The following is a 23,082-nucleotide window of genomic DNA, read 5'->3' on the forward strand; positions in this document are numbered from 1 at the left end:
AGGCGGTCGAGCACGCGGGCGGCCTGGCGAGTGAGGGCGTCCGGTGGGTTGCGGGGGTGGGCGGACCGGGCGTCCTGCCGGAGGAGGAACAGCCAGACGGCGGTCAGGAGGCGGCGGGTGGTACGCAGCCGGGCGGTCTCGGCGGGGGTGAGGTCGAAGTGGACGAGGAGGGGGCGTCGGCGGGGAGGTGGCCGTCGCCCCATACGGAGATGTGTTCGGTGATCTCGGCGGTGTACGAGGGCCTGGGCGGTACGGCGGTGAGGACGTGCCGGGGCAGTGCTTCGTGGAGGCGGGTCACGGCGGTGGCGACGGCCGCGGTCCGGACGGTGTCGAGGCGGGTGCCGCGCAGTGAGGTGCCGGGGAGCCGGGTCATGGTGATGACCGGGGGTTCGGCGGTGAGGTCGGCGGTCAGCGGCCGGGGTGCGAGGCCGGGTGCGTACTCGGCGAGGAGGGTCGGTCCGCGCCACTCGCGTTCGTGTTCGCCGCGGTCCCAGCTGGTGAAGCGCTTGGTGACGCGGTCCGGCCCGAGGGTGAGGACGTGTCTCGTGGTGAGGTCGGCCATGACGGCATCGTTGTTTTCAACCCGTCCCGCTGACCAGAGGGGGGTTGTCCGGGTCGGGGATGCGGGTGGACCAGCCGCCCGGTACCGCGCGGCCCTGTTGGTGGCGGAAGCGTACGGGGGCGGTGCCGACTCTGCGGGTGAACAGGCGGCTGAAGTAGGCCGGGTCGTCGTAGCCGACGCGGCGGGCGACGGCGGCGACGGGGAGTTCGGTGGCGGCGAGGAGTTCCTTGGCGCGGCCGAGGCGGATGCCGAGGAGGTAGTCCTTGGGGCTGCAGCCGGCGCCGCGGCGTACGGCGGTGCGGAGTTCGGCGGGGCTCATGCCGTGTCGGGCTGCGTGTTCGGCGACGGAGAGCGGCAGGAAGGCGTCCCGGGCGAGGGCCTGGAGGACGGGGTCGCCGTCGGCGTCGGTGTCGGCGCGGGCGCGGCGGAGGGCGACGAGCAGTTCGTGGACGGCGGCGGAGGTCTCGACTTCGAGGAGGGGGTTGCCGCGGCGGGCGGCGCGGGCGATGCGGCTGATGGCTGCGCGGGCGGCGGCGGTGTCGGCGAGGGGGACGAGGGGGCGGTCGGGTGCGGGTTCGATGTAGCCGAGTTCGGTGTAGGTGGTGGCGGCCGGGCCGGTGAAGTCGACGAAGCTCTCGTCCCAGCCGGTGTCGGGGTCGGCGCCGTAGTGGTGCGGGGTGCCGGGGGTGAGCCAGAGGAGGGCGGGGGCGGTGACGGGGTGGCGGGTGCCGTCGGGGGTGGCGTACCAGCCGCTGCCCGCGTGGACGATCACGGCGACGTGGTGGTCGAGGGTGCGGGGGCCGACGGCGGGCAGGGTGCCGTGCTGGAGGCCGACGCCGAGGCAGACGAGGCCGAGCCGGTGGTGCACCGGGCTCGGCGTGAAGTAGCGCATCCAGGTGTGGTACACGCGGGCTCCTCCCGTTCGCCGCCGTCTTCCCCTGCCGTCCGGCCGCCTTCCGTACGGACCTCCGGCATACCGGAACTCCGGCATACCGGACCTCCGGCGTACCGGGCCTCCGGTGTACGGGCGTTCCGCCACCAGGCCTTCCGTGCCCGGGCGTTCCCGCCCCGGCCTTCCGTCCCCGGACGGCCCGCCCCGGGCATTCCGTCCAAACAATGCCGATCTTTGTCCATGGACCCGCTCTGCCGCCAGGGGGTGTGCTGGACCGGGCGGGGGAGGGCGGATGCGAGGGAAGGACGGCGCGGTGGTGGATACGGCCGGGGACGCGGAGCGTGCGGCGGGGCGGCGGCGGTTCGTCGTCGGGGAGCGGGAGTTCGAGCTGGACGGGCGGCCGGTGCGGCTGCTGTCGGGGGCTCTGCACTACTTCCGGGTGCACGAGGGGCACTGGGACCACCGGCTGGCGATGCTGCGGGCGATGGGCCTGAACTGCGTGGAGACGTATGTGCCGTGGAATCTGCACGAGCCGCGTTCCGGTGAGTTCCGGGAGCTGGCGGCGCTGGGCCGGTTCCTGGACGCCGTCGGGCGGGCGGGGCTGCTGGCGATCGTCCGCCCGGGCCCGTACATCTGTGCCGAGTGGGAGAACGGCGGGCTGCCGCACTGGCTGACCGGGCCGTTGGGGCGGCGGGTGCGGACGCGTGATCCGCGGTACCTGCGGGCGGTGGACGAGTGGCTGGCGGCGGTCCTGCCGCAGGTCGTGGCGCGGCAGTGCGACCGCGGTGGTCCGGTGGTCATGGTGCAGGCGGAGAACGAGTACGGCTCGTACGGGTCGGACGCGGTGTATCTGGCGTGGCTGGCGGACCGGTTGCGGGCATGGGGGGTGACGGTGCCGTTGTTCACCTCCGACGGGCCGGAGGATCACATGCTGACGGGCGGGAGCGTGCCGGGGCTGACGGCGACGGTGAACTTCGGGTCGGGGGCGCGGGAGGCGTTCGCGACGCTGCGCCGGCACCGGCCGGACGGGCCGTTGATGTGCATGGAGTTCTGGTGCGGCTGGTTCTCGCACTGGGACCCCGACGCGGCCGGCACGGGCCGGGGCCCTGCGTCCGCGGACGCGGGAGAGGGGCCAGACGAGGGGCCGGGAGAGGGGCCGGGAGAGGGGCCGGGCGAGGGGCAGGACGGGGGTGAGGGCGGCATACGGGATGCCGAGGACGCCGCCGCGGCGCTGGCCGAGATTCTGGAGTGCGGGGCGTCGGTGAACATCTACATGGCGCACGGCGGGACGAGTTTCGGCGGCTGGGCGGGGGCGAACCGGGGCGGTGCGCTGCAGGACGGCGCGCTGTTGCCGACCGTGACGTCGTACGACTACGACGCACCGGTGGACGAGCGGGGCCGGCCGACGGCGAAGTTCTGGCGGTTCCGGGAGGTGCTGGCCCCGTATGCCGACTCGCCGTTGCCGGAGCCGCCGGCTCCGCTGCCGGTGCTGGGCGGGGCGGCGGAGGTACGGCTGACGGGGTGGGCGTCGATGGACGCGGTGGTGGACGGGCTGGGCGGGCCCGAGGTGTGGTCCGGGGTGCCGCCGACGTTCGAGGAGCTGGACGTGGACCGCGGGGTGGTCCGGTACCGGCTGTCGGTGCCGGGACCGCGCGGCCCGTACGACCTGCGGGTGCTGGGGCTGCGGGACCGGGCGGTGACGTTCGTGGACGGGACGCCCGGGCCGGTGCTGTGCGACGAGGCGTACGGAGGCCAGGACACGGCCGGAGCGGCGGCCGTATCCGGGCGGGACGACGCGGGGCTGATCGGGCCGGTGGCGGGGCCTGCGGAGGTCGAGCTGTGGGTGGAGTCGTTGGGGCGGGTCAATTACGGGCCGCGGCTGGGTGAGCCGAAGGGGATCACCGGCGGGGTGCTGCACGAGCGGCAGTATCTGCACGGTGTACGGGCGCGTGGGCTGCGGCTGGATGCGGTGGAGGACACGGCGGCCGTGGCCGGGCTGGCGTTCGAGGCACCGCGGGTCGGGGCGCGGGGCCTGCACCGGGGGTCGGTGGTGGTGCCGGCGGGCGGCGTCGGGGATGCGCTGCTCGAACTGCCGGGCTGGACGCGGGGGTTCGTGTGGGTGGGCGGTTTTCCGCTGGGGCGGTACTGGTCGGCGGGCCCGCAGCGGTCGCTGTACGTGCCGGGCCCGTGCCTGCGGGAGGGCGCGAACGAGGTGCTGATCCTGGAGCTGGAGGGAGCCGCACCGAGTGGAGACGCACCGGATGGAGCCGCCGCAACGGGCACGGGCGGACGGCCCGCAGAAGCCCCCCGCCTGATTCCCTGAGCCCCCGTGGCCCCGGCTCCCGGCCCCGACCGCATCGGCTGCGGGCGGCTACGTCACTCCACCCCCGACCGCCCCTCCCCCGCGTACACGCCGAACTCCTCCATCAGCTCTTCCTCCTGGAGCAGCGTGGCGCGGACCTCGTGGCCTCGGAGCTGGGCGACGCCGGCCGCCAGGGCCTGGACGAGGGAGGTGAACGCGGTCACCGAGCGCAGGACGGAGGGGCCGGCGGCGTCCACGTAGAAGGTCTGCTGCGCGGTGGCGGCGAGCGGGGAGGAGGGGTTGTCGGTGAGGGCGAGGCAGTGGGCGCCGCGGCCGTGTGCCCAGGCGGCGGCGCGTACGGTCTGGGCGCTGTAGCGGTGGATGGAGACGGCCACGAAGCAGTCGCCCGGGCGGACCCGGCGCAGGTCGTCGGTGAGGGTGCCGGTCCCGGGGGTGACGGTGGCGACGTCCTCGCGCAGCATGCGCAGCAGGTAGCCGAGGAGGTACGCGGGGGCGTGGCACTTGCGCAGGCCCATGACGTGGACGCGCGGGGCCTCGGCCAGTGCCCGTACGGCGGCGTCCCAGGTGTCCTGGGGGATGCGGGCGAAGGTGCGGGCGATGTTGGCGCGGTCCAGGGCGACGGAGCGTTCCAGGAGGTCGCCGTCGTCGGTGCCGAGTTGTTCGAGGTTGTCGTAGCGGCGGAGCAGTTGGGCCTGTTCGCGGAGGTGGGCGCGGCAGAGGCGGGTGAGGCCCGGGTAGCCGTCGAGGCCGAGGCCCGCGGCGAAGCGGACGACGGTGGCTTCGTTGACGCCGACGGCCGAGGCGAGCTCGGAGACGGTCATGAAGGCGACGCCTTCGGGGTCGGCGAGGAGCCGGTCGGCCAGCAGGCGCTGGGAGCGGGTGAGGGTGTCCGTTCGGCGCTGCAGTTCGGCGACGAGTTCGCCGTAGGTCTGCGGTGGGTGCGAGGGGCGGGACGGTGCGGGGGCCATGACAGGGATTCTCTCGTACGGGGCCGCGCGGGCCGGGGCGGCGTGCACGGCAGACATGGCAGACACGGCAAGCACAACAGGCACGGCGGGCCGCCCGGTCCGCGTACGGTCCGGGTGCTCAGACGAGCTCGCCCCGGGCGTAGGCCGGCAGCGGCAGGGTGGCCGTGCGTCCGTCGGTGCCGCGTACGGTGATCCGGTCCTCGGTGAGGTCGGCGACGGCGGTGCAGAGGGTCATCAGGGGGTCGGTGCCGGCGGCGGTGCGGTGCACGCCGTGCGGCAGGGGCGCGCCGGTCAGGACGTCGAGGAACCAGTCGGCACCGGGCTCCTCCTCCGGAACGTCGAGCCGGTCCAGGACCGCGCCGCGTGCCACGCTCTCCTCGTACTGCCCGAGACTGCGGGCGGCCTCTGTGGCGTCCCCGGTCGCGAAGGCCTCACCCGTCGCAGGGGCGATGCCCGGGGCGTCCAGCACAGCAGGCAACCGGCGCAGGTGGTTGGTATGCCACTGGAGTGGTGCCCGGGGGCCGACTTCATGGGCGGCGGTGCGTCCTGCGACGCTCTCGACGACCACGACGCGGCCGGTGGCGGCCTCGCCGAGGGTGTAGGCGAAGCCGCCGGCGGTGGGGTGGGTGGTGAGGTGGTGGAGGGCTTCGTCGAGGGTGCGGGCCTGTTGCAGGGCGCGGGCGACGAAGTGGCGGCCGGGTGCGTCGGCGGGGGTGGTGGCCTGGAGGTGGTTGATGCCCCAGACGAGGCCGTGGCCGGTGGCGGTGAAGGTGTTGGCGGGCAGGAAGCCCGGGTACCACTGGACGGTGACCGGTGCTTCGCCGTCGATGCGCAGGGTGAGGAGCATCAGGCGGCCGGCGAGGGCGGGGGCGCCGTCCTCGTTGTGGGCGACACGGGAGCGGGTGCGGCGCCAGCCGAGGTCGGTGCAGCCGGTGCCGTCGGCGGTGCCGAGGTCGCCGCGGAGGTTGGCGAGGAGCAGGTCGTGGAAGGGCACGTCGGCGCCGGCGGCCAGTTCCCGGAGTTCGGCGAGCTGGACGGGCCAGTGGTTCTCGGTGCGGCGCAGCAGGCGTTCGGCGCGTGCGCGGCCGGGGCCGTCGGCGGTGCGGGCGCGGAGTGCGGCGCGTTCGGGCAGGGCGTCCTGGACGGCGCGGATGTCGGCGCGGGTGGTGTCGCCGAGGGTGCGGAAGACGGCGGAGCGTTCGCCGGAGAGCACCAGCCATCGCAGTCCCGCGAGTTCCTGCTCCCGGACCTCCGCACCCATCGCGCACCCGCCTCTCGTGACGTAATAAAAATTGCAAAGCCATCAGCCTACGCAATCTCTATTGCGCCACGTCGCTCGACCCCGCCCCTCACACCTCCTTCGGCCCTCACACCTCCCCGCCCCTCACACCTCCCGTACCTCGAACCCGTCCAGCACGAACTCCGCCGTCCCGTCGTCCCCCGTCTTCCGGAGGCCCACCCACGCCTCGCCCTTCTCCGGCGCGGTGAACTCGTAGGAGAAGGCGGTGGGCCGGGTGGCGACGGGCAGCGGCTCGCGGCTCAGCTCGCGCGCCGCCGGCTCGTCGACGGCGGTGATCCAGGCGTACTGGTCCGCCTTCTCGTTCTCGTACCGGAAGGTGACCCGGTAGCGGCGGCCCGGCGCGAAGCGGACGGTGTGCGGCACCGTGCGGTACACCAGCCCCTTGTTCTCGCCGCGCGACTTCAGCGACTGGCTGCCGTCGATCACGTCGTCGACGGCCTTTCCGTTCCAGCCGCGCTGGGTGTAGGGCGCGTGGCGCTGGGCGATGTGGGTGCGCGGGTCGTTCGCGCCGCCCGCGTCGCCCTTGACGAAGACGCCCCAGCCCTGCGGTACGTGCTCGAAGTCCTCGTACGCCAGCGTGCCGGGCTTCGTCGTGTGGACGGCCGGGACGACGCGTACGTTGTCGAAGCGGACGCGGGCCCGGCCCGCCGCGGCCTTCAGGGACAGCGTCACCGGGCCGCCGCCCTCGGGGACGGTGAAGCGGGTGAACATCCGCTGGAAGCGGGTGCCGTGCTTGCGGTCGGCGCCCACGAAGTTGCCGGCCGTGGAGGTCTCGGTCCAGTTGACGGCGGTGACCCCGTCGGCGGTGCGTACGGCCAGTTCGGCGCGGCGCCGCTCCCCCGCCTTCTCGCCGACCTCGACCTGGACGGATGCCGCGTAGGTGCCGGGCGCGAGGCGGTGCAGGCGACGGGCCACCGTGGCGGCGGCGCCGGCCCCGATGACCAGTTCGTAGTCGCCCAGCGCGCTCGCGCGTACCGCCGCCGGGCCGGTGACCTGTCGGCCGTCGAGCGTGCCGGAGTGGAAGCCGGGGTCGGGCAGGGGCGTGCCCTCGCCCCAGCCGGGCGCCTCCTGGGCCGCGGCCCGCCGCCGGTGGACGACGTACGGGACGCCGGCCGCCGCGTCGAGGGTGACCTTGCCGCCCGTGACCGGCAGCCGCCGCTCGTCGGCGCGGCCCTGGTCGGTGAGGTGGTACAGGTACACCGTGCCGGTCCGCCAGCCGCGCGGCAGGGTCCAGGTCGTCGTGCCGCCCGCGGGATTGTAGTGGTAGAGCTTCTGCGGGTCGGTGGCGCGGCGCGGTTCCCACGGCAGCAGGTAGGTGCCGTCGTCGTACACCAGCCGCCCGTCCGTGGTGATCCGCCGCTTGCCGCCGTCGGCGTCGGAGACGGCCGTACGGGTCGGGCCCTCGAAGGTGATCTCGTGCTCGCCCCAGGTGCTGACGGGGTACGCCTGGAGGTACTTGGCGGGCAGCGCGTCCCGCCAGATGATCTCGTAGAAGGCGTGCCAGTCGGTCTTGCCGACCCAGCCTTCGAAGTTGCCCATGCGGGGTGCGCCCAGGAGCGTCGGCCACTTGTCGGCGAAGACGTCCTTGTGGTGGTTGCGGAGGAAGCGGATCAGCTTGCTGTTGATGCCGCGGGAGGTGTCGCCGCCGTAGTCGGTCTCGTTGGCCCAGTGCGACCAGAGGGAGGAGCGTTCCAGGCCGTGGCCCCATTCGGTGGTGATCTGCCAGCCCTGGTCGCGGAGGTGGCGCTGGAGGCGGTCGGAGTTCCAGCCGGACTCGCGGAAGACGTCGATGTAGAGGGTGTTCAGGGCCGGGTCGGTCTCGTCGCGCAGCTGCTGGAAGCGGGCGGCGATGTCGCCGGAGACCAGGTCGCGGCGGGCGTCGATGCGGTACGACTGGTCGAGCCAGTCCCACTGCTCGTCCGTCTTGTCCACCAGCTTCTCGGAGAAGGCGTGCGCGACCGGGTAGGACTCGGTGGCGTTGACGTGCACGGCGAAGTCGCTGTTCCACTTCTTCCCGGCGCGGACCAGCGCGTTGAGGTCCGCGAGGCCGCCGGCCCGTTCGTTGTGGTTGCCGCCGTAGTCGGGGTGCGCGGAGTCGTGGCCCTCGGACTGGTAGCCCTTGAGGAGAGTGAACTGCCGCAGCCCGTCCGTGGCGAGGGAGATCCGCTTGACGTGGTCGAGGGTGGCGAGGAACGGGTTGGTGGCCTGGCTGGCGAAGTTGAACGGGATGTGCGGCACGACGCGGAGGTGCTGCTCGTCCGCGCCGAGCGGCTCGACCATGATGTCGCGCAGCGCGATGGCGGCGTCCTGCCAGTCGACGCGGCCGTCGCCGTTGCGGTCGCGGGTGAGGATCACGGTGGCGTACGGCAGCGGTTCGGTGGCGTCCACGGGGGCGGTCGCCGCGCGGTGCGTCCACTGGCCGCAGGCCAGGCGCGCCTCGGTGTGACCGTCGCGGCGTACGGTCTGCCGCCACAGTCGGCCGTTCTCCCAGGTGGTGGCCCCGGCGGGCTTGTCGTACACGGTGTTGGTCTCCAGCGCCGCGGCCAGCTCGTCGGTGGCGACGACGGCGTACGCGCAGCCGAGGGGCGCGGGGTCGGCGGGGGTGGCGTCGGTGACCTGGACGAGGGTGTCGCCGCTCTTGGCCTTGTCCAGTTCGACGCGGGCGGCGAGGAGGGTGGCGCCGGGCTGGTCGCTGCGGACGCTGAGCAGCGCGAGCGCGGGGATCTGCAGGGTGCCGACGCGCAGCGCCGCGGTGTCGGCGATCCGTGTGACGCGCCAGTCGACCTGCCAGCCGTCGACGGCGACCGTCACGTCGATCTCGGTGCCGCCGTCGAAGGCGAGGGTGTAGGCGATGCGGTCATCGGAGGGCCGCGCGGTGACCTCGGGGGTGTGTGCGGTGCCGTCGATGACGACCTCGGTGACCGGCTCGGTCCGGCCGTGCAGGACGGCGCCGGTGCCGGTGTCGGTGTAGGCGATGACGCGGGGGAAGGCGGTGTCGACGCGGACCTGGAGGCGGTCGGAGCGGAGTACGGCCTCGCCGGGGCGGGGTGCCGCGTGTGCGGTGCCGGCGCCGAGGGGCAGGGCGGTGCCGAGGGCGGCGAGGGCGGTGGTGGCGACGACGGTCCTGCGGCTGGGCCCGTGCCCGTCACCTGTGTGTCCGTTCACGCGCACTGTCCTCCTTCGCACCGGCGGCCTTGTCGCGGACAGCGTGCTGCCCGTGCGTCGGGTGCGCCCATGGACAAAGGAGGGACAGGTGTTGGACTAACGGAGGGGCGAAGTTGGGACGGATGGGGGGCGGGACGGCGGAGGGGCGGAGGCGGGCCGGTCGCTCGCCGCCGCGGGACCGGCGGAGGGGCGGTGCCGCCGCACGCGGCACCGCCCCCGGTCAGCGGCGTGGTCAGCCGCCGAGCTCGCCCGCGCCCTTCTTTATGTCCGCGGCGAAGGCGCTCACCTCGGTGTAGACGCCGGGCTTGCCGGGACGTGCGCAGCCCTCGCCCCAGCTGACGATGCCGACCTGGATCCAGTCACCGGCGTCGTCCTTGCGGAACATCGGGCCGCCGGAGTCGCCCTGGCAGGTGTCCACGCCGCCGGTGTCCAGCTTGCCGGCGCACAGTTCGTCGCCGGGGGTGAGGTCGGCGCCGTAGGCCTTCTCGCAGGTGGCGTCGTCGATGAACGGCACCTCGGCCTTGAGGAGGTAGCGCTGCTGGGAGCCGCCCTCCTTGTCGGCGCCCCAGCCGGCAATGGTGAAGTCGCCGGTGTTGTAGGTGTCGTTCTCGGCGATCTTCAGGGTGGGGAGGTTCTCGATCGGCTTGGCGAGCTTGATCAGGGCCCAGTCCTTGCCCTTGCCGTTGTAGCCCGGGGCCTGGAGGACCTCGGTGGACTTCACCTTCACGGCGGCGGAGTCCTTGAGGTCGACCACGCCGGCGGTCGCGGTGATGGAGGTGTCCTTGCCGCTGCCGTCCACGCAGTGCGCGGCGGTCAGCACGACGTCCTTGGCGTACAGGGCGCCGCCGCAGCCCATGGACAGGCGGATCATGAAGGGGAACTCGCCCTGCTGGGCGCGGGTGCCGCCGACGACCTTGGTCTCGTTCCCGCCGTCACGGGCGGGGGTGGCGGCGCCTGCGGTGCCGGGCTGGAGGCTGACGGCCGCGAGGGCTACGGCTCCGACGGCTGCGGCTCTCTTGAGGTGCTTCAGGTAGTTCAACGGGCTTCCTTTCGTGGGGGGTTGCGCGCCAAGACGGTTGTCCATGACGGGCCCATGCCAACACCGGAGCCGGTGTCCGCCGCCGGGAGGAACATCTGCGGAATCAATGGCGGCGCACGGAAAGGCGTCCGGACCCAGTGGGGGTGAGCCCGTAAAGCGCCCTGCGATTATGTGGAACGAGAGACAAGAGTGACAAGGGCATCCAACCGCTCAATTCCGTTGTACCCGGGGGCAGTACGCCCCATACCGCCCGGTCCCTCCTGCTCGTAGAGTGGTGGAGTGGCAGTGGGAGGCACCGGGCGTCCGGGCGGTCCCGGCAGCCCGGGCCGGTCGGCCGGCGCCGGCAGCGAGGTCGTGCACGGCTACCCGCACCTGGAAACGGTCCGCTCGGCCGTCACCGCGCTCTACAAACGCCTGTCGTACGACACGGTGCGCACCTTCGACATGGCGGTGCCGCCCGTCGACGCGGCGTTCGCCGACCAGGAGGACCTGCACCTGGGCGTGCAGCGGGTGGCCCGCACGATGGTGGCCCATCTGCGGCTGCCGGACGCCCGCATGATCGTCTCCTTCCGGACGATGCGGCACGCCGCCCACGTCGAACTGACCGCGGGCCCCGAGTACTTCATCGAGCTCAACGACCGCTTCCGGGACCACCGCGAGGACATCGCCGCAGCCCTCGCCCACGAAGTGATGCACATCTACCTGCACCGCCTGGGCCTGTCCTTCCCCGGTACGCACGCCAACGAGATCCTCACCGACACCGCGACCGCCTACCTCGGCGCCGGCTGGCTGCTGCTGGACGCCTACCGGGAGCACGGCACCGCCTCGCAGAAGCTGGGCTACCTCACCCCCGAGGAGTTCGGGTACGTCCTCGCCAAGCGGGCGCTGTTCTTCGGCGAGGACCCCGCGCCGTGGTTCACCAGCCCGCAGGCGTACGACGCGTACCGCGCGGGGCGGCTGCGGGCACTGCGGGACACCCGGCAGCCGCCGCTGGCCGCCGCCGGCCGGTCCGAGCGGCGACGGTACGCCAAGGACCGGCGTGCGGCGCGTGTACCGCGCGCCTCCGGCCCGCCGCCGGACGCCGGGTACGTCTTCGACGGGCCGGGGCCGCTGCGCGTCACCTTCCCGTGCCCGGTCTGCCACCAGCGCGTCCGGCTGCCGGTGCGCGGCCCGGTCCGCGCCCGCTGCACGCTGTGCCGCACGGAGCTGGAGTGCGACACGTAGGAGGGATGACTACAGCCAGTCGGTGTCCGGGGTGGCGGCGCGCAGCACCGCCGCCGCGTCCCCGAGCACCGGTTCGCCGTGCGGTACGCACACGGTCTCCAGTGGCGTGAGCGACGCCAGCCGCCGGAAGGAGGCGATCGCCGCCGCCCGGTCGACGTTGAACGGGCCGAGCACCACCCGCCCCTCCCCCTCGCCGATGATGTCGCCGGGGAAGAGCACCCCGGACCGGGGCAGGTGCAGGGCGACACCGCCGGGGGTGTGGCCGTGCGTGGCGTACACGTGCACCGGCTCGCCCCAGCCCTCCAGTACGTCGCCGTCGTGCAGTTCGACGTCGACCGCTGCGGGGCGCAGCTCCGGCAGCCCCGCGGCCGCGAGGCCCGCCATGACCTGCTCGTGCAGCACCTGCTCTGCGGCGGTGGGGACCGGCTTCGGCTCGGGTGCCTCGCCGCGGATGACGGGGGCGTCGGGCGCGCCGGCCAGCACGGTGGCGCCGGTGGCCGCCGCGAGGTCGGCGGCCGAGCCGATGTGGTCGATGTGCGAGTGGGTGAGCACGATCCGCCGGACGTCCGCCGGCTGACCGCCGAGCGCGGCCAGCGCCTTGAGGATCGCCGGGGCCGAGCCCGGTACGCCGGTGTCCACCAGGGCGTATCCGGGCCGCCCCGCGGGGCCGCCGGCCGGCAGGCGGACGGCGTACACATGCCCCACGGGGAACGGGAACTGCCATATGGAAGGGGTGAGTTGTCTGGGTTCCATGCGGCGACACTATGGAGACTGCGCCCCGAAGTGACGTGCGCGCGGCGGGCGTTCACCCAGCGCGTAGCGCGTGGGAGCGGCGGGCGGGGGTCAGTCCTGCTGCCGTGGGCGGAGCACCGGGCGGAGGGCCTCCAGGACGGCGGGGTCCTCGACGGTGGCGGGGACCGGCTCGTCCACGCCGTCGGCGAGGGCGCGCATGCTGCGGCGCAGGATCTTGCCGGAGCGGGTCTTGGGCAGCGCGGGCACGATCACGGCCTCCTTCAGGGCGGCGACGGCGCCGATCTCCCGGCGTACGGACTGCACCAGTTCGGCGGCGACCCGGTCGTGGTCGTCCGTGGCGCCGGCCTTGAGGACCACCAGGGCCCGCGGCACCTGGCCCTTGAGCGCGTCGGCGACGCCGATGACGGCGCACTCCGAGACCGCCGGGTGGCTCGCGAGGACGGCCTCCATCGCCCCCGAGGACAGCCGGTGCCCGGCGACGTTGATCACGTCGTCCGTGCGGCCCATGATGAAGACGTAGCCGTCCTCGTCGACGTATCCGCCGTCGCCGGTCGCGTAGTGGCCGGGGAACCGCGACAGGTACGAGGACACGTACCGTTCGTCGTCGTTCCAGAGGGTGGGCAGCGAGCCGGGCGGCAGCGGCAGCCGCAGCGCGACCGAGCCGTCCTGCCCGGGGCCGCACGGCTCCCCGTTCTCGTCCAGGACCCGCAGGTCGTAGCCGGGCACCGGCACGGTCGGCGAGCCGGGCTTGACCGGCATCGGGTCCAGTCCGCGCAGGTTGGCGGCGATCGGCCAGCCGGTCTCGGTCTGCCACCAGTTGTCGATCACCGGCACGTCCAGCACCCGGCTCGCCCAGTGGTACGTCCCCGGGTCCAGCCGCTCCCCGGCCATGAAGAGCGTGCGCAGCGAGCCGGTGTCGTGGCCGGCGAGGAGCGCCGCTTCGGGGTCCTCCTTGCGGACGGCGCGCAGTGCGGTGGGCGCGGTGAACAGTGCCTTGACGCGGTGCTCGGCGATCACCCGCCAGAAGGCGGCCGCGTCCGGGGTGCCGACGGGCTTGCCCTCGTACAGGACGGTGGTGGCGCCGGTCAGCAGCGGGGCGTAGACGATGTAGGAGTGGCCGACGACCCAGCCGACGTCGGAGGCCGTCCACCAGACGTCGCCGGGGCCGATGTCGAAGACGTTGGCCATGCTCCAGGTGAGGGCGACGGCGTGGCCGCCGTTGTCGCGGACGACTCCCTTGGGGCGGCCGGTGGTGCCGGAGGTGTAGAGGATGTAGAGCGGGTCGGTGGCGGCGACGGGGACGCAGTCGGCGGGTGCGGCGGCCGCCATGGCCTCGTCCCAGTCCAGGTCGCGCTCGGTCATCTCCGCGCGTTCCTGCGGCCGTTGCAGGACGACGCAGTGGTCGGGCGTGTGCTCGGCGATGCGCAGCGCCTCGTCGAGCATCGGCTTGTACGGGACGACGCGCTTGCCCTCGATGCCGCAGGACGCGGAGACGACGACCTTGGGCCGGGCGTCGTCGATGCGGACGGCGAGCTCCCGCGGCGCGAAGCCGCCGAAGACGACGGAGTGCACGGCGCCGAGGCGGGCGCAGGCCAGCATCGCGACGGCCGCCTGCGGGACCATCGGCAGGTAGAGGACGACGCGGTCGCCTCTGCCGACGCCGAGGGAGCGGAGGACGCCGGCGAAGCGGGCCGTCGCGTCCAGGAGTTCGGCGTAGCTGAGGTGCTCCTGCGTGCCGGTGACGGGGCTGTCGTGGATCAGCGCGGTGCGGTCGCCGTGGCCGGCGGCGACGTGCCGGTCCAGGGCGTTGTAGCAGGTGTTGAGCTCGCCGTCGGGGAACCAGCGGAAGAACGGCGGGCGGTCCGCGTCCAGTACGCGGCCGGGTTTCCTCGTCCAGGTCACCGCCTCGGCCGCGGCTCCCCAGAAGCCTTCGGGGTCGCTGATGCTCTGGTCGTGCGCCGCACGGTAGGCACGCATCGTCGCGCTCACTCCTCGTCTCGGCCGACCGGCCGCGCAGGTCTCCGCTCACCGCCCTGCCGGCGTCCTGGTCGGTCTTCGGGCGTCCACTGTGTCCTGTACGGGGCGCCGGAGGAAGAGGGGCGCACGGGCGGGCGGGGCGGCTGTGCGGTCGTACCGGTGCGGCGGCGGCCGGACCGGTCGCGGCGGTGGGGCCTGGAGCGCACTCCAGCGCCTAGGCTCCCCGGTATGAGCCCTTCCATCGCCACCAACACCACCGTCGAACTCGCCGAGCTGCTGGAATTCGTCCGCCCCCGGCACCGCGCCATCCTGCTGACCCGCCGGTCGGACGGCACCCCTCAGGGCTCGCCGCTGACCTGCGGCGTGGACGACTCGGGCCGGATCGTGATCTCCACGTACCCCGAGCGCGCCAAGGTCCGCAACGCCCGCCGCGCGCCGTCCGTCAGCGTCATCGTCCTCTCCGACGACTGGAACGGCCCGTGGGTGCAGGTCGACGGCGAGGCCGAGGTCATCGACGCGCCGGACTCGGTGGAGCCGCTGGTGGAGTACTTCCGCAACATCTCCGGCGAGCACCCGGACTGGGACGAGTACCGCGCGGCCATGCTGAAGCAGGGCAAGTCGATCATCCGCATCACCCCCCGCCGCTGGGGCCCCATCGCCACGGGCGGCTTCCCGGCCCGCCTGGCCGAGGACGAGGGCTGAGGCAGTCTCAGGGTTTCGGCGGGTACAGCTTGAAGGTGGAGGTGTCGACGGCGAAGCCGAACGGGGCCGGCAGCTCCACCGGCTCGCCGAACTCCAATGTGGTGACGGTCCGATAGCCGTTGGTGTGCGGCTGCGAGTGCAGTGAGCACGTGCCGATGTTCGGGTCGATCACGAGGTAGAGCGAGATTTCGCTCATGCCGTACCAGAACCGCTTCTTGATGTAGTCGACGTCCTTGTCGCTGGAAACGATCTCCACTACGAGGGCGACACGGTCGGCGGGGAACGGGTTGGCGTTGTCGGCCATCGCCTCAGGCGTGGTGACCGTGAGGTCCGCCTTCGGCTCAAACGAGGAAATGGGGGAAATCAGGGCCTGATCCGGCAACGCTGTCCAGCCGTGCGACTCGAACTGCATACCGAGCTTCATGACGATCTGATTGTGGAATGGGGCTGCCGACGCCTGCATAACGATCTTTCCGTCAATGAGCTCGATCTTCAGCTGATCGAGCTCAGGGAGATCTTCCAGAAAGCGCAGCAGATCGTGCGGGTTCTCGATCGGCGACATGTCCTCGGCCGTCTCATGATGCGTCAGGGGCATCGCGCGCCTCCTTTTCAGGCACAGCGTATGGAGAGCAGCAGCCTCCGGTACCACGATAGGCAATCGCCTCCACGATCGAGTGAAACGCGCCCGAAAGCACAGTGCGGCGCCTGCCCTCACCGGTCGGGGAAGGGGCAGGCGCCGCGTTTGTTCCGTACGTCGTTGTACGGGACATCTCTGGGCCGTCAGGACGGCACGGGCGTTATACGGCCAGTGCGCGGTCCGTCGGCTTGATGGGGGCGGGCAGGGAGGACGCGCCGGTCAGGAAGCGGTCCACGCCCTTGGCCGCGGAGCGGCCCTCGGCGATGGCCCACACGATCAGCGACTGGCCGCGGCCCGCGTCACCGGCGACGAACACGCCGGGGACGTTGGTCTCGAAGGCGGCGTCGCGGGCGATGTTGCCGCGCTCGTCCAGCTCCAGGCCGAACTGCTCGACCAGGCCGTTCTCCTTGTCGGTACCGGTGAAGCCCATCGCGAGGGTGACCAGCTGGGCCGGGATCCGCCGCTCGGTGCCGGGCTTCTGCTCCAGCTTGCCGTCCTTGAACTCCACCTCGATCAGGTGCAGCGCCTGGACGTTGCCGTCCTCGTCGCCCTCGAAGTGGGTGGTGTTCACGGAGTAGATCCGCTCGCCGCCCTCCTCGTGCGCGGAGGTGACCTTGTAGAGCATCGGGAAGGTCGGCCAGGGCTGGCCCTCGTTCCGCTCCTCGCCCGGCTTGGGCATGATCTCCAGCTGGGTCACGGACAGCGCGCCCTGCCGGTGGGCCGTGCCGACGCAGTCGGCGCCGGTGTCGCCGCCGCCGATGACGACGACGTGCTTGCCCTCGGCGGAGATCGGGGCGACGGTCAGGTCGCCCTCCTGCACCTTGTTCGCGAGGGGGAGGTACTCCATCGCGAAGTGGATGCCGTTCAGCTCACGGCCGGGCGCCGGCAGGTCGCGGGAGGTGGTCGAGCCCGCCGCGATCACGACGGCGTCGTACCGGCGGCGCAGCTTGGCTGCGTCGATGTCGCGGCCGATCTCCACCTCGGTGCGGAACTTGGTGCCCTCCGCGCGCATCTGCTCGATGCGGCGGTTGATGTGGCGCTTCTCCATCTTGAACTCGGGGATGCCGTAGCGGAGGAGACCACCGATACGGTCCGCGCGCTCGTAGACGGCGACGGTGTGGCCGGCGCGGGTCAGCTGCTGGGCGGCGGCGAGACCCGCCGGGCCCGAGCCGATGACGGCGACGGTCTTGCCGGACAGGCGCTCGGGCGGCTGCGGGGTGACGTCCCCGTTGTCCCACGCCTTGTCGATGATGGAGACCTCGACGTTCTTGATGGTCACCGGCGGCTGGTTGATGCCGAGCACGCAGGCGGCCTCGCACGGCGCGGGGCAGAGGCGACCGGTGAACTCCGGGAAGTTGTTGGTCGCGTGCAGCCGCTCGCTCGCGGCCTCCCAGTCCTCGCGGTACGCGTAGTCGTTCCACTCGGGGATGAGGTTCCCCAGCGGGCAGCCGTTGTGGCAGAACGGGATGCCGCAGTCCATGCAGCGCGAGGCCTGCTTGCTGATGATCGGCAGCAGGGAGCCGGGCTGGTAGACCTCGTTCCAGTCCTTGACGCGCTCCTCGACGGGACGGGTCTTGGCGACCTCGCGGTCGTGGTTCAGGAAGCCCTTGGGGTCAGCCATTGGTCGCCGCCTCCATCATCTTCTCGTGGGTCTCGGACTCGGAGAGTCCGGCCTGCTCGGCGGCTTCCTTGGCGGCGAGCACTGCCTGGTACGTGGGCGGGATGACCTTGCTGAAGCGCGCGGCCGCGCCATCCCAGTCGGCGAGGAGCTTCCCGGCGACGGTGGAGCCGGTCTCCTCCTGGTGGCGGCGCACCACGTCGTGCAGCCACTGCTTGTCGGTGTCGTTCAAGGGGTTGACCGCGCCGGTCATCTCCTTGTTGACGTTGGCCGGGTCCAGGTCGATGACGTACGCGAAGCCGCCGGACATACCGGCCGCGAAGTTGCGGCCCGTCTCGCCCAGGACGACCGCGTTGCCGCCGGTCATGTACTCGCAGCCGTGGTCGCCCACGCCCTCGGAGACCACCGTGGCGCCGGAGTTGCGGACGCAGAACCGCTCGCCGACCTTGCCGCGCAGGTACAGCTCGCCGCCGGTGGCACCGTAGGCGAGGGTGTTGCCCGCGATGGTGGAGTACTCGGCCAGGTGGTCGGCGCCGCGGTCCGGGCGGACGACGACGCGGCCGCCGGACAGGCCCTTGCCGACGTAGTCGTTGGCGTCGCCCTCCAGGCGGAGGGTGACCCCCTTCGGCAGGAACGCGCCGAAGGACTGGCCGGCCGAACCGGTGAAGGTGATGTCGATGGTGTCGTCGGGCAGACCCGCGCCGCCGAACTTCTTCGTCACCTCGTGGCCGAGCATGGTGCCGACCGTGCGGTTGATGTTGCGGATGGCGACCTGTGCCCGGACGGGCTCGGCCTGCTCCGCGGTGTCCGCGTTCAGGGCGTCGGCGGCCAGCTTGATGAGCTGGTTGTCCAGCGCCTTCTCCAGGCCGTGGTCCTGGATGGCGATCTGGTGGCGGACGGAGCCCTCGGGCAGCTCGGGCACGTGCAGCAGCGGGGCCAGGTCCAGGCCCTGCGCCTTCCAGTGGTTCACCGCGCGGGTGGTGTCCAGCAGCTCGGCGTGGCCGACGGCCTCCTCCAGGCTGCGGAAGCCCAGCTCGGCGAGGAGCTCACGGACCTCCTCGGCGATGAACTGGAAGAAGTTGACGACGTACTCGGCCTTGCCGGTGAACCGCTCGCGCAGCGTCGGGTTCTGGGTGGCGATGCCGACCGGGCAGGTGTCCAGGTGGCAGACGCGCATCATGACGCAGCCGGAGACCACCAGCGGGGCGGTCGCGAAGCCGTACTCCTCGGCGCCCAGCAGGGCGGCGATGACCACGTCGCGGCCGGTCTTCAGCTGGCCGTCGGTCTGCACGACGATGCGGTCGCGCAGGCCGTTGAGGAGCAGCGTCTGCTGGGTCTCGGCGAGGCCGAGCTCCCAGGGGCCGCCGGCGTGCTTCAGCGAGGTGAGCGGCGAGGCGCCCGTACCGCCGTCGTGGCCGGAGATGAGGACGACGTCCGCGTGCGCCTTGGAGACGCCCGCGGCGACCGTGCCGACGCCGACCTCGGAGACCAGCTTCACGTGGATGCGGGCCTGCGGGTTGGCGTTCTTGAGGTCGTGGATCAGCTGAGCCAGGTCCTCGATGGAGTAGATGTCGTGGTGCGGCGGCGGGGAGATCAGGCCCACGCCCGGCGTCGAGTGACGCGTCTTGGCAACCCACGGGTAGACCTTGTGGCCGGGCAGCTGGCCGCCCTCGCCGGGCTTGGCGCCCTGGGCCATCTTGATCTGGATGTCGTCGGAGTTGACCAGGTACTCGGACGTGACACCGAAGCGGCCGGAGGCGACCTGCTTGATGGACGAGCGGCGCGCCGGGTCGTACAGGCGCTCCGGGTCCTCGCCGCCCTCACCGGTGTTGGACTTGCCGCCCAGCTGGTTCATGGCGATGGCGAGGGTCTCGTGCGCCTCCTGGGAGATGGAGCCGTACGACATGGCGCCGGTGGAGAACCGCTTGACGATCTCGCTGACCGGCTCGACCTCCTCGATCGGGATCGAGGGCCGGTCGGACTTGAAGCCGAACAGGCCGCGCAGCGTCATCAGGCGCTCGGACTGCTCGTTCACCCGCTCGGTGTACTTCTTGAAGATGTCGTACTTGCCCGAGCGCGCGGAGTGCTGCAGGCGGAAGACGGTCTCCGGGTCGAACAGGTGCGGCTCGCCCTCGCGGCGCCACTGGTACTCGCCGCCGATGTCCAGCGCACGGTGCGCCGGGGCGATGCCGGAGGCCGGGTACGCCTTGGCGTGCCGCTGGGCGACCTCCTTGGCGACGACGTCCAGGCCCGCGCCGCCGATCTTGGTGGCGGTGCCGTGGAAGTACTTGTCGACGAAGGCCTCGTCCAGGCCGACGGCCTCGAAGACCTGCGCGCCGCGGTAGGAGGCGACGGTGGAGATGCCCATCTTGGACATGACCTTCAGGACGCCCTTGCCGAGCGCCTTGATCAGGTGCTTGATGGCGGTCTCGGCCTCGATGCCGGGCAGGAAGGTGCCGGCGCGCACCAGGTCCTCGACGGACTCCATGGCCAGGTACGGGTTGACCGCGGCGGCGCCGTAGCCGATCAGCAGCGCGACGTGGTGGACCTCGCGGACGTCACCGGCCTCGACGAGCAGACCCACCTGGGTGCGCTGCTTCGTGCGGATGAGGTGGTGGTGGACGGCGGAGGTGAGCAGCAGCGACGGGATCGGCGCGTGCTCGGCGTCGGAGTGCCGGTCGGAGAGGACGATCAGGCGGGCGCCGTCCTCGATGGCGGCCTCGGCCTCGGCGCAGATCTCGTCGATGCGGGCCGCGAGGGACTCGCCGCCGCCGTTGACGCGGTAGAGGCCGGAGAGGGTCACGGCCGTCATGCCCGGCATGTCGCCGTCGGCGTTGATGTGGATGAGCTTGGCCAGCTCATCGTTGTCGATCACCGGGAAGGGCAGCGTGACGCTGCGGCAGGAGGCCGCGGTGGGCTCCAGGATGTTGCCCTGGGGGCCGAGCGAGGAGATCAGCGAGGTGACGAGCTCCTCGCGGATGGCGTCCAGCGGCGGGTTGGTGACCTGCGCGAACAGCTGGGTGAAGTAGTCGAACAGCAGCCGGGGGCGCTCGGAGAGCGCGGCGATCGGCGAGTCCGTACCCATCGAACCGATGGGCTCGGCACCGGCCTTGGCCATCGGCGCGAGGAGGACGCGCAGCTCTTCCTCGGTGTAGCCGAAGGTCTGCTGGCGGCGGGTGACCGAGGCGTGGGTGTGCACGATGTGCTCGCGCTCGGGGAGGTCCTCCAGCTCGATCTCGCCGGCCTCCAGCCACTCCGCGTAGGGGTGTTCGGCGGCGAGGGCGCCCTTGATCTCGTCGTCCTCGACGATGCGGTGCTCGGCGGTGTCCACGAGGAACATCCGGCCGGGCTGCAGGCGGCCCTTGCGGACGACCTTGGCGGGGTCGATGTCCAGGACGCCGACCTCGGAGGAGAGCACGACGAGGCCGTCGTCGGTGACCCAGTAGCGGCCGGGGCGCAGGCCGTTGCGGTCCAGGACCGCGCCGACCTGGGTGCCGTCGGTGAAGGTGACGCAGGCCGGGCCGTCCCAGGGCTCCATCATCGTGGAGTGGTACTGGTAGAAGGCGCGCCGGGCCGGGTCCATGGAGGGGCTGTTCTCCCAGGCCTCCGGGACCATCATCAGCACGGAGTGCGGCAGCGAGCGGCCGCCGAGGTGGAGCAGCTCCAGGACCTCGTCGAAGGACGCGGAGTCCGAGGCGTCCGGCGTACAGACGGGGAACAGGCGGTCCAGCGTCTCGGTGGCGTCGCCGAAGAGCTTGCTGGAGAGCTGGGACTCGCGGGCGCGCATCCAGTTGCGGTTGCCCTTGACCGTGTTGATCTCGCCGTTGTGCGCGACGAAGCGGTACGGGTGGGCCAGCGGCCAGCTCGGGAAGGTGTTGGTGGAGAACCGCGAGTGGACCAGCGCGATGGCGGTGGCGAAGCGGCGGTCCGAGAGGTCCGGGAAGAACGGCTCCAGCTGACCGGTGGTCAGCATGCCCTTGTAGACGATCGTCCGGGCGGAGAGCGAGGGGAAGTACACGCCGGCCTCGCGCTCGGCGCGCTTGCGCAGCACGAAGGCCTTGCGGTCCAGCGCCAGCCCGGTGTTCTCGCCGTCCGAGACGAAGATCTGGGAGAAGGCGGGCATGGTGGCGCGGGCGCCGTTGCCGAGCAGCTGCGGGGCGACCGGCACGACACGCCAGCCGAGGACGTTCAGCCCCTCCTCGGACGCGATCGTCTCGATCTTCGAGACGGCGGCCTGGGCCTCCTCGGCGTCCGAGGGGAGGAAGGCGATGCCCGCCGCGTAGGCGCCGGCCTCGGGGAGTTCGAAGGTGACGTTCTCGCGGAGGAAGGCGTCGGGGATCTGCAGGAGGATGCCCGCACCGTCGCCGGAGTCGGGCTCGGAGCCGGTGGCGCCGCGGTGTTCGAGGTTCCGCAGAACAGTCAGGGCCTGCTCGACCAGCGCGTGGCTCGCCTCACCGGTGAGGGTCGCGACAAAGCCGACGCCACAGGCGTCGTGCTCGTTGCGCGGGTCGTACATCCCCTGCTGGGCGGGGCGCCCGTCCATGGGCGACCAGGCGGCGCTGGTGGCGCTGCCGGTGGTCGCGGAGTGCGTGGACGCGGAACGCATCGGCTCTCCCAACGTCGTCGTGGCATGTGCAGTGCCGAGGGACGACGTTGGCCCTCCGCGAATTTTGCGTGCAGGTTACAGGATGACCTCGATCTCGGGAATCGGATAGAGGCTTCCAGCATGCGGACACCGCTCAGGGCGGTGGATCGAGAACGCAGTGGGACAGAGCATCGTCCGACAGCGCGGGTCGCCGGCAAGCCACGTTGCCTCCGGCGTCAGTGCCTTATGCCCGCTGGTCATTTTCTGAAACCGCGAGGTAACACGTTAATTATGCGCCTGCACGCATAGGAAGTCACCCTACGGCGGTTCCGAACAGTGCGCCCAGGACGTACGTCACACCTGCGGCGGCACCACCGAGGGCCAACTGGCGCAACCCGCTGTACCACCACGAACGCGCCGTCACCCGAGCCACCACCGCGCCACAGCCGAAGAGTCCGAGCAGCGCCAGGATCACCGCGGGCCACAGCGCGGAGGCACCCAGAAGGTACGGCAACACCGGCAGCAGCGCACCCAGTGCGAAGGAGCCGAACGAGGAAACGGCGGCGACGAGCGGGGAGGGCAGGTCCGACGGATCCACGCCCAACTCCTCGCGCGCGTGAATCTCCAGGGCCTGCTCCGGGTCCTTGGAGAGCTGCGCCGCGACCTCGCGGGCGAGGGCCGGCTCCACCCCGCGCGACTCGTACAGAGCGGCCAGCTCCGCCTGCTCGTCCTTGGGGTGCTTGCGCAGCTCACGGCGCTCCACGTCCAGCTCCGCCTGGACCAGCTCACGCTGCGAGGCCACCGAGGTGTACTCACCGGCGGCCATCGAGAAGGCGCCTGCGGCCAGGCCGGCCAGCCCCGTGATGACGAGGGTCTGCTGCGACACCGAGCCGCCCGCCACGCCCGTCATCAGGGCGAGGTTCGACACCAGGCCGTCCATCGCGCCGAACACCGCCGGGCGGAGCCAGCCGCCGTTCACGTCACGGTGAGTGTGGTTGTCACGGTGGGCAATGTGCGTAGGAGCCGACGCGTCCATGACATCTGTGACGGACATAAGGGACCTCTCCCTCCCTCACGAGGTGTGGGCCGATGAGCGGCACTTCCCCCTGGAACACTTTCGAAGTTATGCGGCCCACACCCCTCCGCGCTAGCAAGGAAGGCCGTACTTACCGCTCTGACCTGCGGGTTTACCGGAACGATCACCACGTGATCCGGCTCACAGCGGCTACTCTCCGGCGGCCTGTTTCCGGTCATCGCGACATCGTTCCGATCCGGCCTGATGTCCCCCCATTCGCGGCAAACCGGCCCTACGATCCCTCCCACGCGTACGCATCCGG

At 72.1% G+C, this 23,082-nt stretch carries 15 protein-coding genes; 3 read left to right on the plus strand and 12 right to left on the minus strand.

What is annotated here, in order from left to right:
- Nucleotides 1–103: 103 nt before the first annotated feature.
- Both ABZ840_RS17770 and ABZ840_RS17775 read right to left on the minus strand, forming a co-directional pair.
- A complete protein-coding gene (locus ABZ840_RS17770) occupies nucleotides 104–562 on the minus strand; it encodes a hypothetical protein (protein ID WP_361560482.1) in 459 nt (152 codons plus the stop codon).
- A 16-nt stretch (nucleotides 563–578) separates the two neighbouring features.
- Nucleotides 579–1,469: an AraC family transcriptional regulator gene (locus tag ABZ840_RS17775; protein ID WP_361560485.1), complete on the minus strand. Its 891-nt coding sequence runs from the start codon at nucleotides 1,467–1,469 to the stop codon at nucleotides 579–581.
- 277 nt (nucleotides 1,470–1,746) lie between these two features.
- Here ABZ840_RS17775 and ABZ840_RS17780 point away from each other — a divergent pair, with 277 nt between their 5' ends.
- Nucleotides 1,747–3,777, plus strand: a complete 2,031-nt coding sequence (locus ABZ840_RS17780) for a beta-galactosidase (protein WP_361560488.1) — start codon at nucleotides 1,747–1,749, stop codon at nucleotides 3,775–3,777.
- A 53-nt stretch (nucleotides 3,778–3,830) separates the two neighbouring features.
- Here the strand turns inward: ABZ840_RS17780 and ABZ840_RS17785 are convergent, their stop codons facing one another.
- The 4 genes from ABZ840_RS17785 to ABZ840_RS17800 all read right to left on the minus strand — a co-directional run bounded on the left by ABZ840_RS17785 (nucleotide 3,831) and on the right by ABZ840_RS17800 (nucleotide 10,294).
- The gene (locus ABZ840_RS17785; protein WP_361560491.1) at nucleotides 3,831–4,745 is read right to left on the minus strand and encodes a MurR/RpiR family transcriptional regulator; all 915 of its coding nucleotides are present in this window, start codon (nucleotides 4,743–4,745) and stop codon (nucleotides 3,831–3,833) included.
- Nucleotides 4,746–4,863: 118 nt separating this feature from the next.
- A complete protein-coding gene (locus ABZ840_RS17790) occupies nucleotides 4,864–6,006 on the minus strand; it encodes a C45 family peptidase (RefSeq protein ID WP_361560494.1) in 1,143 nt (380 codons plus the stop codon).
- A gap of 123 nt (nucleotides 6,007–6,129) precedes the next feature.
- Nucleotides 6,130–9,210 carry an endo-alpha-N-acetylgalactosaminidase family protein gene (locus tag ABZ840_RS17795; RefSeq protein WP_361560497.1) on the minus strand — a complete coding sequence of 1,027 codons (3,081 nt, stop codon included), beginning with the start codon at nucleotides 9,208–9,210 and terminating at the stop codon, nucleotides 6,130–6,132.
- A 232-nt stretch (nucleotides 9,211–9,442) separates the two neighbouring features.
- Complete coding sequence (locus ABZ840_RS17800) at nucleotides 9,443–10,294, minus strand: serine protease (protein WP_361560500.1); 852 nt, start codon at nucleotides 10,292–10,294, stop codon at nucleotides 9,443–9,445.
- A 309-nt stretch (nucleotides 10,295–10,603) separates the two neighbouring features.
- Here ABZ840_RS17800 and ABZ840_RS17805 point away from each other — a divergent pair, with 309 nt between their 5' ends.
- A complete protein-coding gene (locus ABZ840_RS17805) occupies nucleotides 10,604–11,473 on the plus strand; it encodes a hypothetical protein (RefSeq protein ID WP_361560905.1) in 870 nt (289 codons plus the stop codon).
- A 9-nt stretch (nucleotides 11,474–11,482) separates the two neighbouring features.
- On the opposite strand, the gene ABZ840_RS17810 is transcribed toward ABZ840_RS17805, so the two are convergent.
- Entirely contained in the window at nucleotides 11,483–12,226 is a 744-nt protein-coding gene (locus ABZ840_RS17810) for an MBL fold metallo-hydrolase (protein WP_361560503.1), read from the minus strand.
- Between the two features lie 90 nt (nucleotides 12,227–12,316).
- The gene (locus tag ABZ840_RS17815; protein WP_361560506.1) at nucleotides 12,317–14,203 is read right to left on the minus strand and encodes a propionyl-CoA synthetase; all 1,887 of its coding nucleotides are present in this window, start codon (nucleotides 14,201–14,203) and stop codon (nucleotides 12,317–12,319) included.
- A gap of 228 nt (nucleotides 14,204–14,431) precedes the next feature.
- Between ABZ840_RS17815 and ABZ840_RS17820 the strand changes: the two genes are divergently transcribed.
- Nucleotides 14,432–14,905 carry a PPOX class F420-dependent oxidoreductase gene (locus ABZ840_RS17820; protein WP_361560509.1) on the plus strand — a complete coding sequence of 158 codons (474 nt, stop codon included), beginning with the start codon at nucleotides 14,432–14,434 and terminating at the stop codon, nucleotides 14,903–14,905.
- Between the two features lie 7 nt (nucleotides 14,906–14,912).
- Here the strand turns inward: ABZ840_RS17820 and ABZ840_RS17825 are convergent, their stop codons facing one another.
- The 4 genes from ABZ840_RS17825 to ABZ840_RS17840 all read right to left on the minus strand — a co-directional run bounded on the left by ABZ840_RS17825 (nucleotide 14,913) and on the right by ABZ840_RS17840 (nucleotide 22,799).
- Nucleotides 14,913–15,500: a Uma2 family endonuclease gene (locus tag ABZ840_RS17825; RefSeq protein ID WP_361560512.1), complete on the minus strand. Its 588-nt coding sequence runs from the start codon at nucleotides 15,498–15,500 to the stop codon at nucleotides 14,913–14,915.
- A 202-nt stretch (nucleotides 15,501–15,702) separates the two neighbouring features.
- Complete coding sequence (locus ABZ840_RS17830) at nucleotides 15,703–17,163, minus strand: glutamate synthase subunit beta (RefSeq protein ID WP_361560515.1); 1,461 nt, start codon at nucleotides 17,161–17,163, stop codon at nucleotides 15,703–15,705.
- Nucleotides 17,156–21,766 (minus strand): glutamate synthase large subunit, encoded by a 4,611-nt coding sequence (gene gltB / locus ABZ840_RS17835; RefSeq protein WP_361560518.1) that lies wholly within the window; start codon nucleotides 21,764–21,766, stop codon nucleotides 17,156–17,158. Before gltB ends, ABZ840_RS17830 begins: the two co-directional genes overlap by 8 nt.
- Before the next feature lie 292 nt (nucleotides 21,767–22,058).
- Complete coding sequence (locus ABZ840_RS17840) at nucleotides 22,059–22,799, minus strand: VIT1/CCC1 transporter family protein (RefSeq protein ID WP_361560521.1); 741 nt, start codon at nucleotides 22,797–22,799, stop codon at nucleotides 22,059–22,061.
- Nucleotides 22,800–23,082 lie beyond the last annotated feature (283 nt).

The organism is Streptomyces sp. NPDC047117 (assembly GCF_040643545.1).
Taxonomy (GTDB): domain Bacteria; phylum Actinomycetota; class Actinomycetes; order Streptomycetales; family Streptomycetaceae; genus Streptomyces.

Coding starts and splice junctions, on each gene's coding strand:
- ABZ840_RS17770 (WP_361560482.1), bottom strand. CDS start 562: ATGGCCGACCTCACCACGAGACACGTCCTCACCCTCGGGCCGGACCGC.
- ABZ840_RS17780 (WP_361560488.1), top strand. CDS start 1,747: ATGCGAGGGAAGGACGGCGCGGTGGTGGATACGGCCGGGGACGCGGAG.
- ABZ840_RS17785 (WP_361560491.1), bottom strand. CDS start 4,745: ATGGCCCCCGCACCGTCCCGCCCCTCGCACCCACCGCAGACCTACGGC.
- ABZ840_RS17790 (WP_361560494.1), bottom strand. CDS start 6,006: ATGGGTGCGGAGGTCCGGGAGCAGGAACTCGCGGGACTGCGATGGCTG.
- ABZ840_RS17800 (WP_361560500.1), bottom strand. CDS start 10,294: ATGGACAACCGTCTTGGCGCGCAACCCCCCACGAAAGGAAGCCCGTTG.
- ABZ840_RS17810 (WP_361560503.1), bottom strand. CDS start 12,226: ATGGAACCCAGACAACTCACCCCTTCCATATGGCAGTTCCCGTTCCCC.
- ABZ840_RS17815 (WP_361560506.1), bottom strand. CDS start 14,203: ATGCGTGCCTACCGTGCGGCGCACGACCAGAGCATCAGCGACCCCGAA.
- ABZ840_RS17820 (WP_361560509.1), top strand. CDS start 14,432: ATGAGCCCTTCCATCGCCACCAACACCACCGTCGAACTCGCCGAGCTG.
- ABZ840_RS17825 (WP_361560512.1), bottom strand. CDS start 15,500: ATGCCCCTGACGCATCATGAGACGGCCGAGGACATGTCGCCGATCGAG.
- ABZ840_RS17830 (WP_361560515.1), bottom strand. CDS start 17,163: ATGGCTGACCCCAAGGGCTTCCTGAACCACGACCGCGAGGTCGCCAAG.
- gltB (WP_361560518.1), bottom strand. CDS start 21,766: ATGCGTTCCGCGTCCACGCACTCCGCGACCACCGGCAGCGCCACCAGC.
- ABZ840_RS17840 (WP_361560521.1), bottom strand. CDS start 22,799: ATGTCCGTCACAGATGTCATGGACGCGTCGGCTCCTACGCACATTGCC.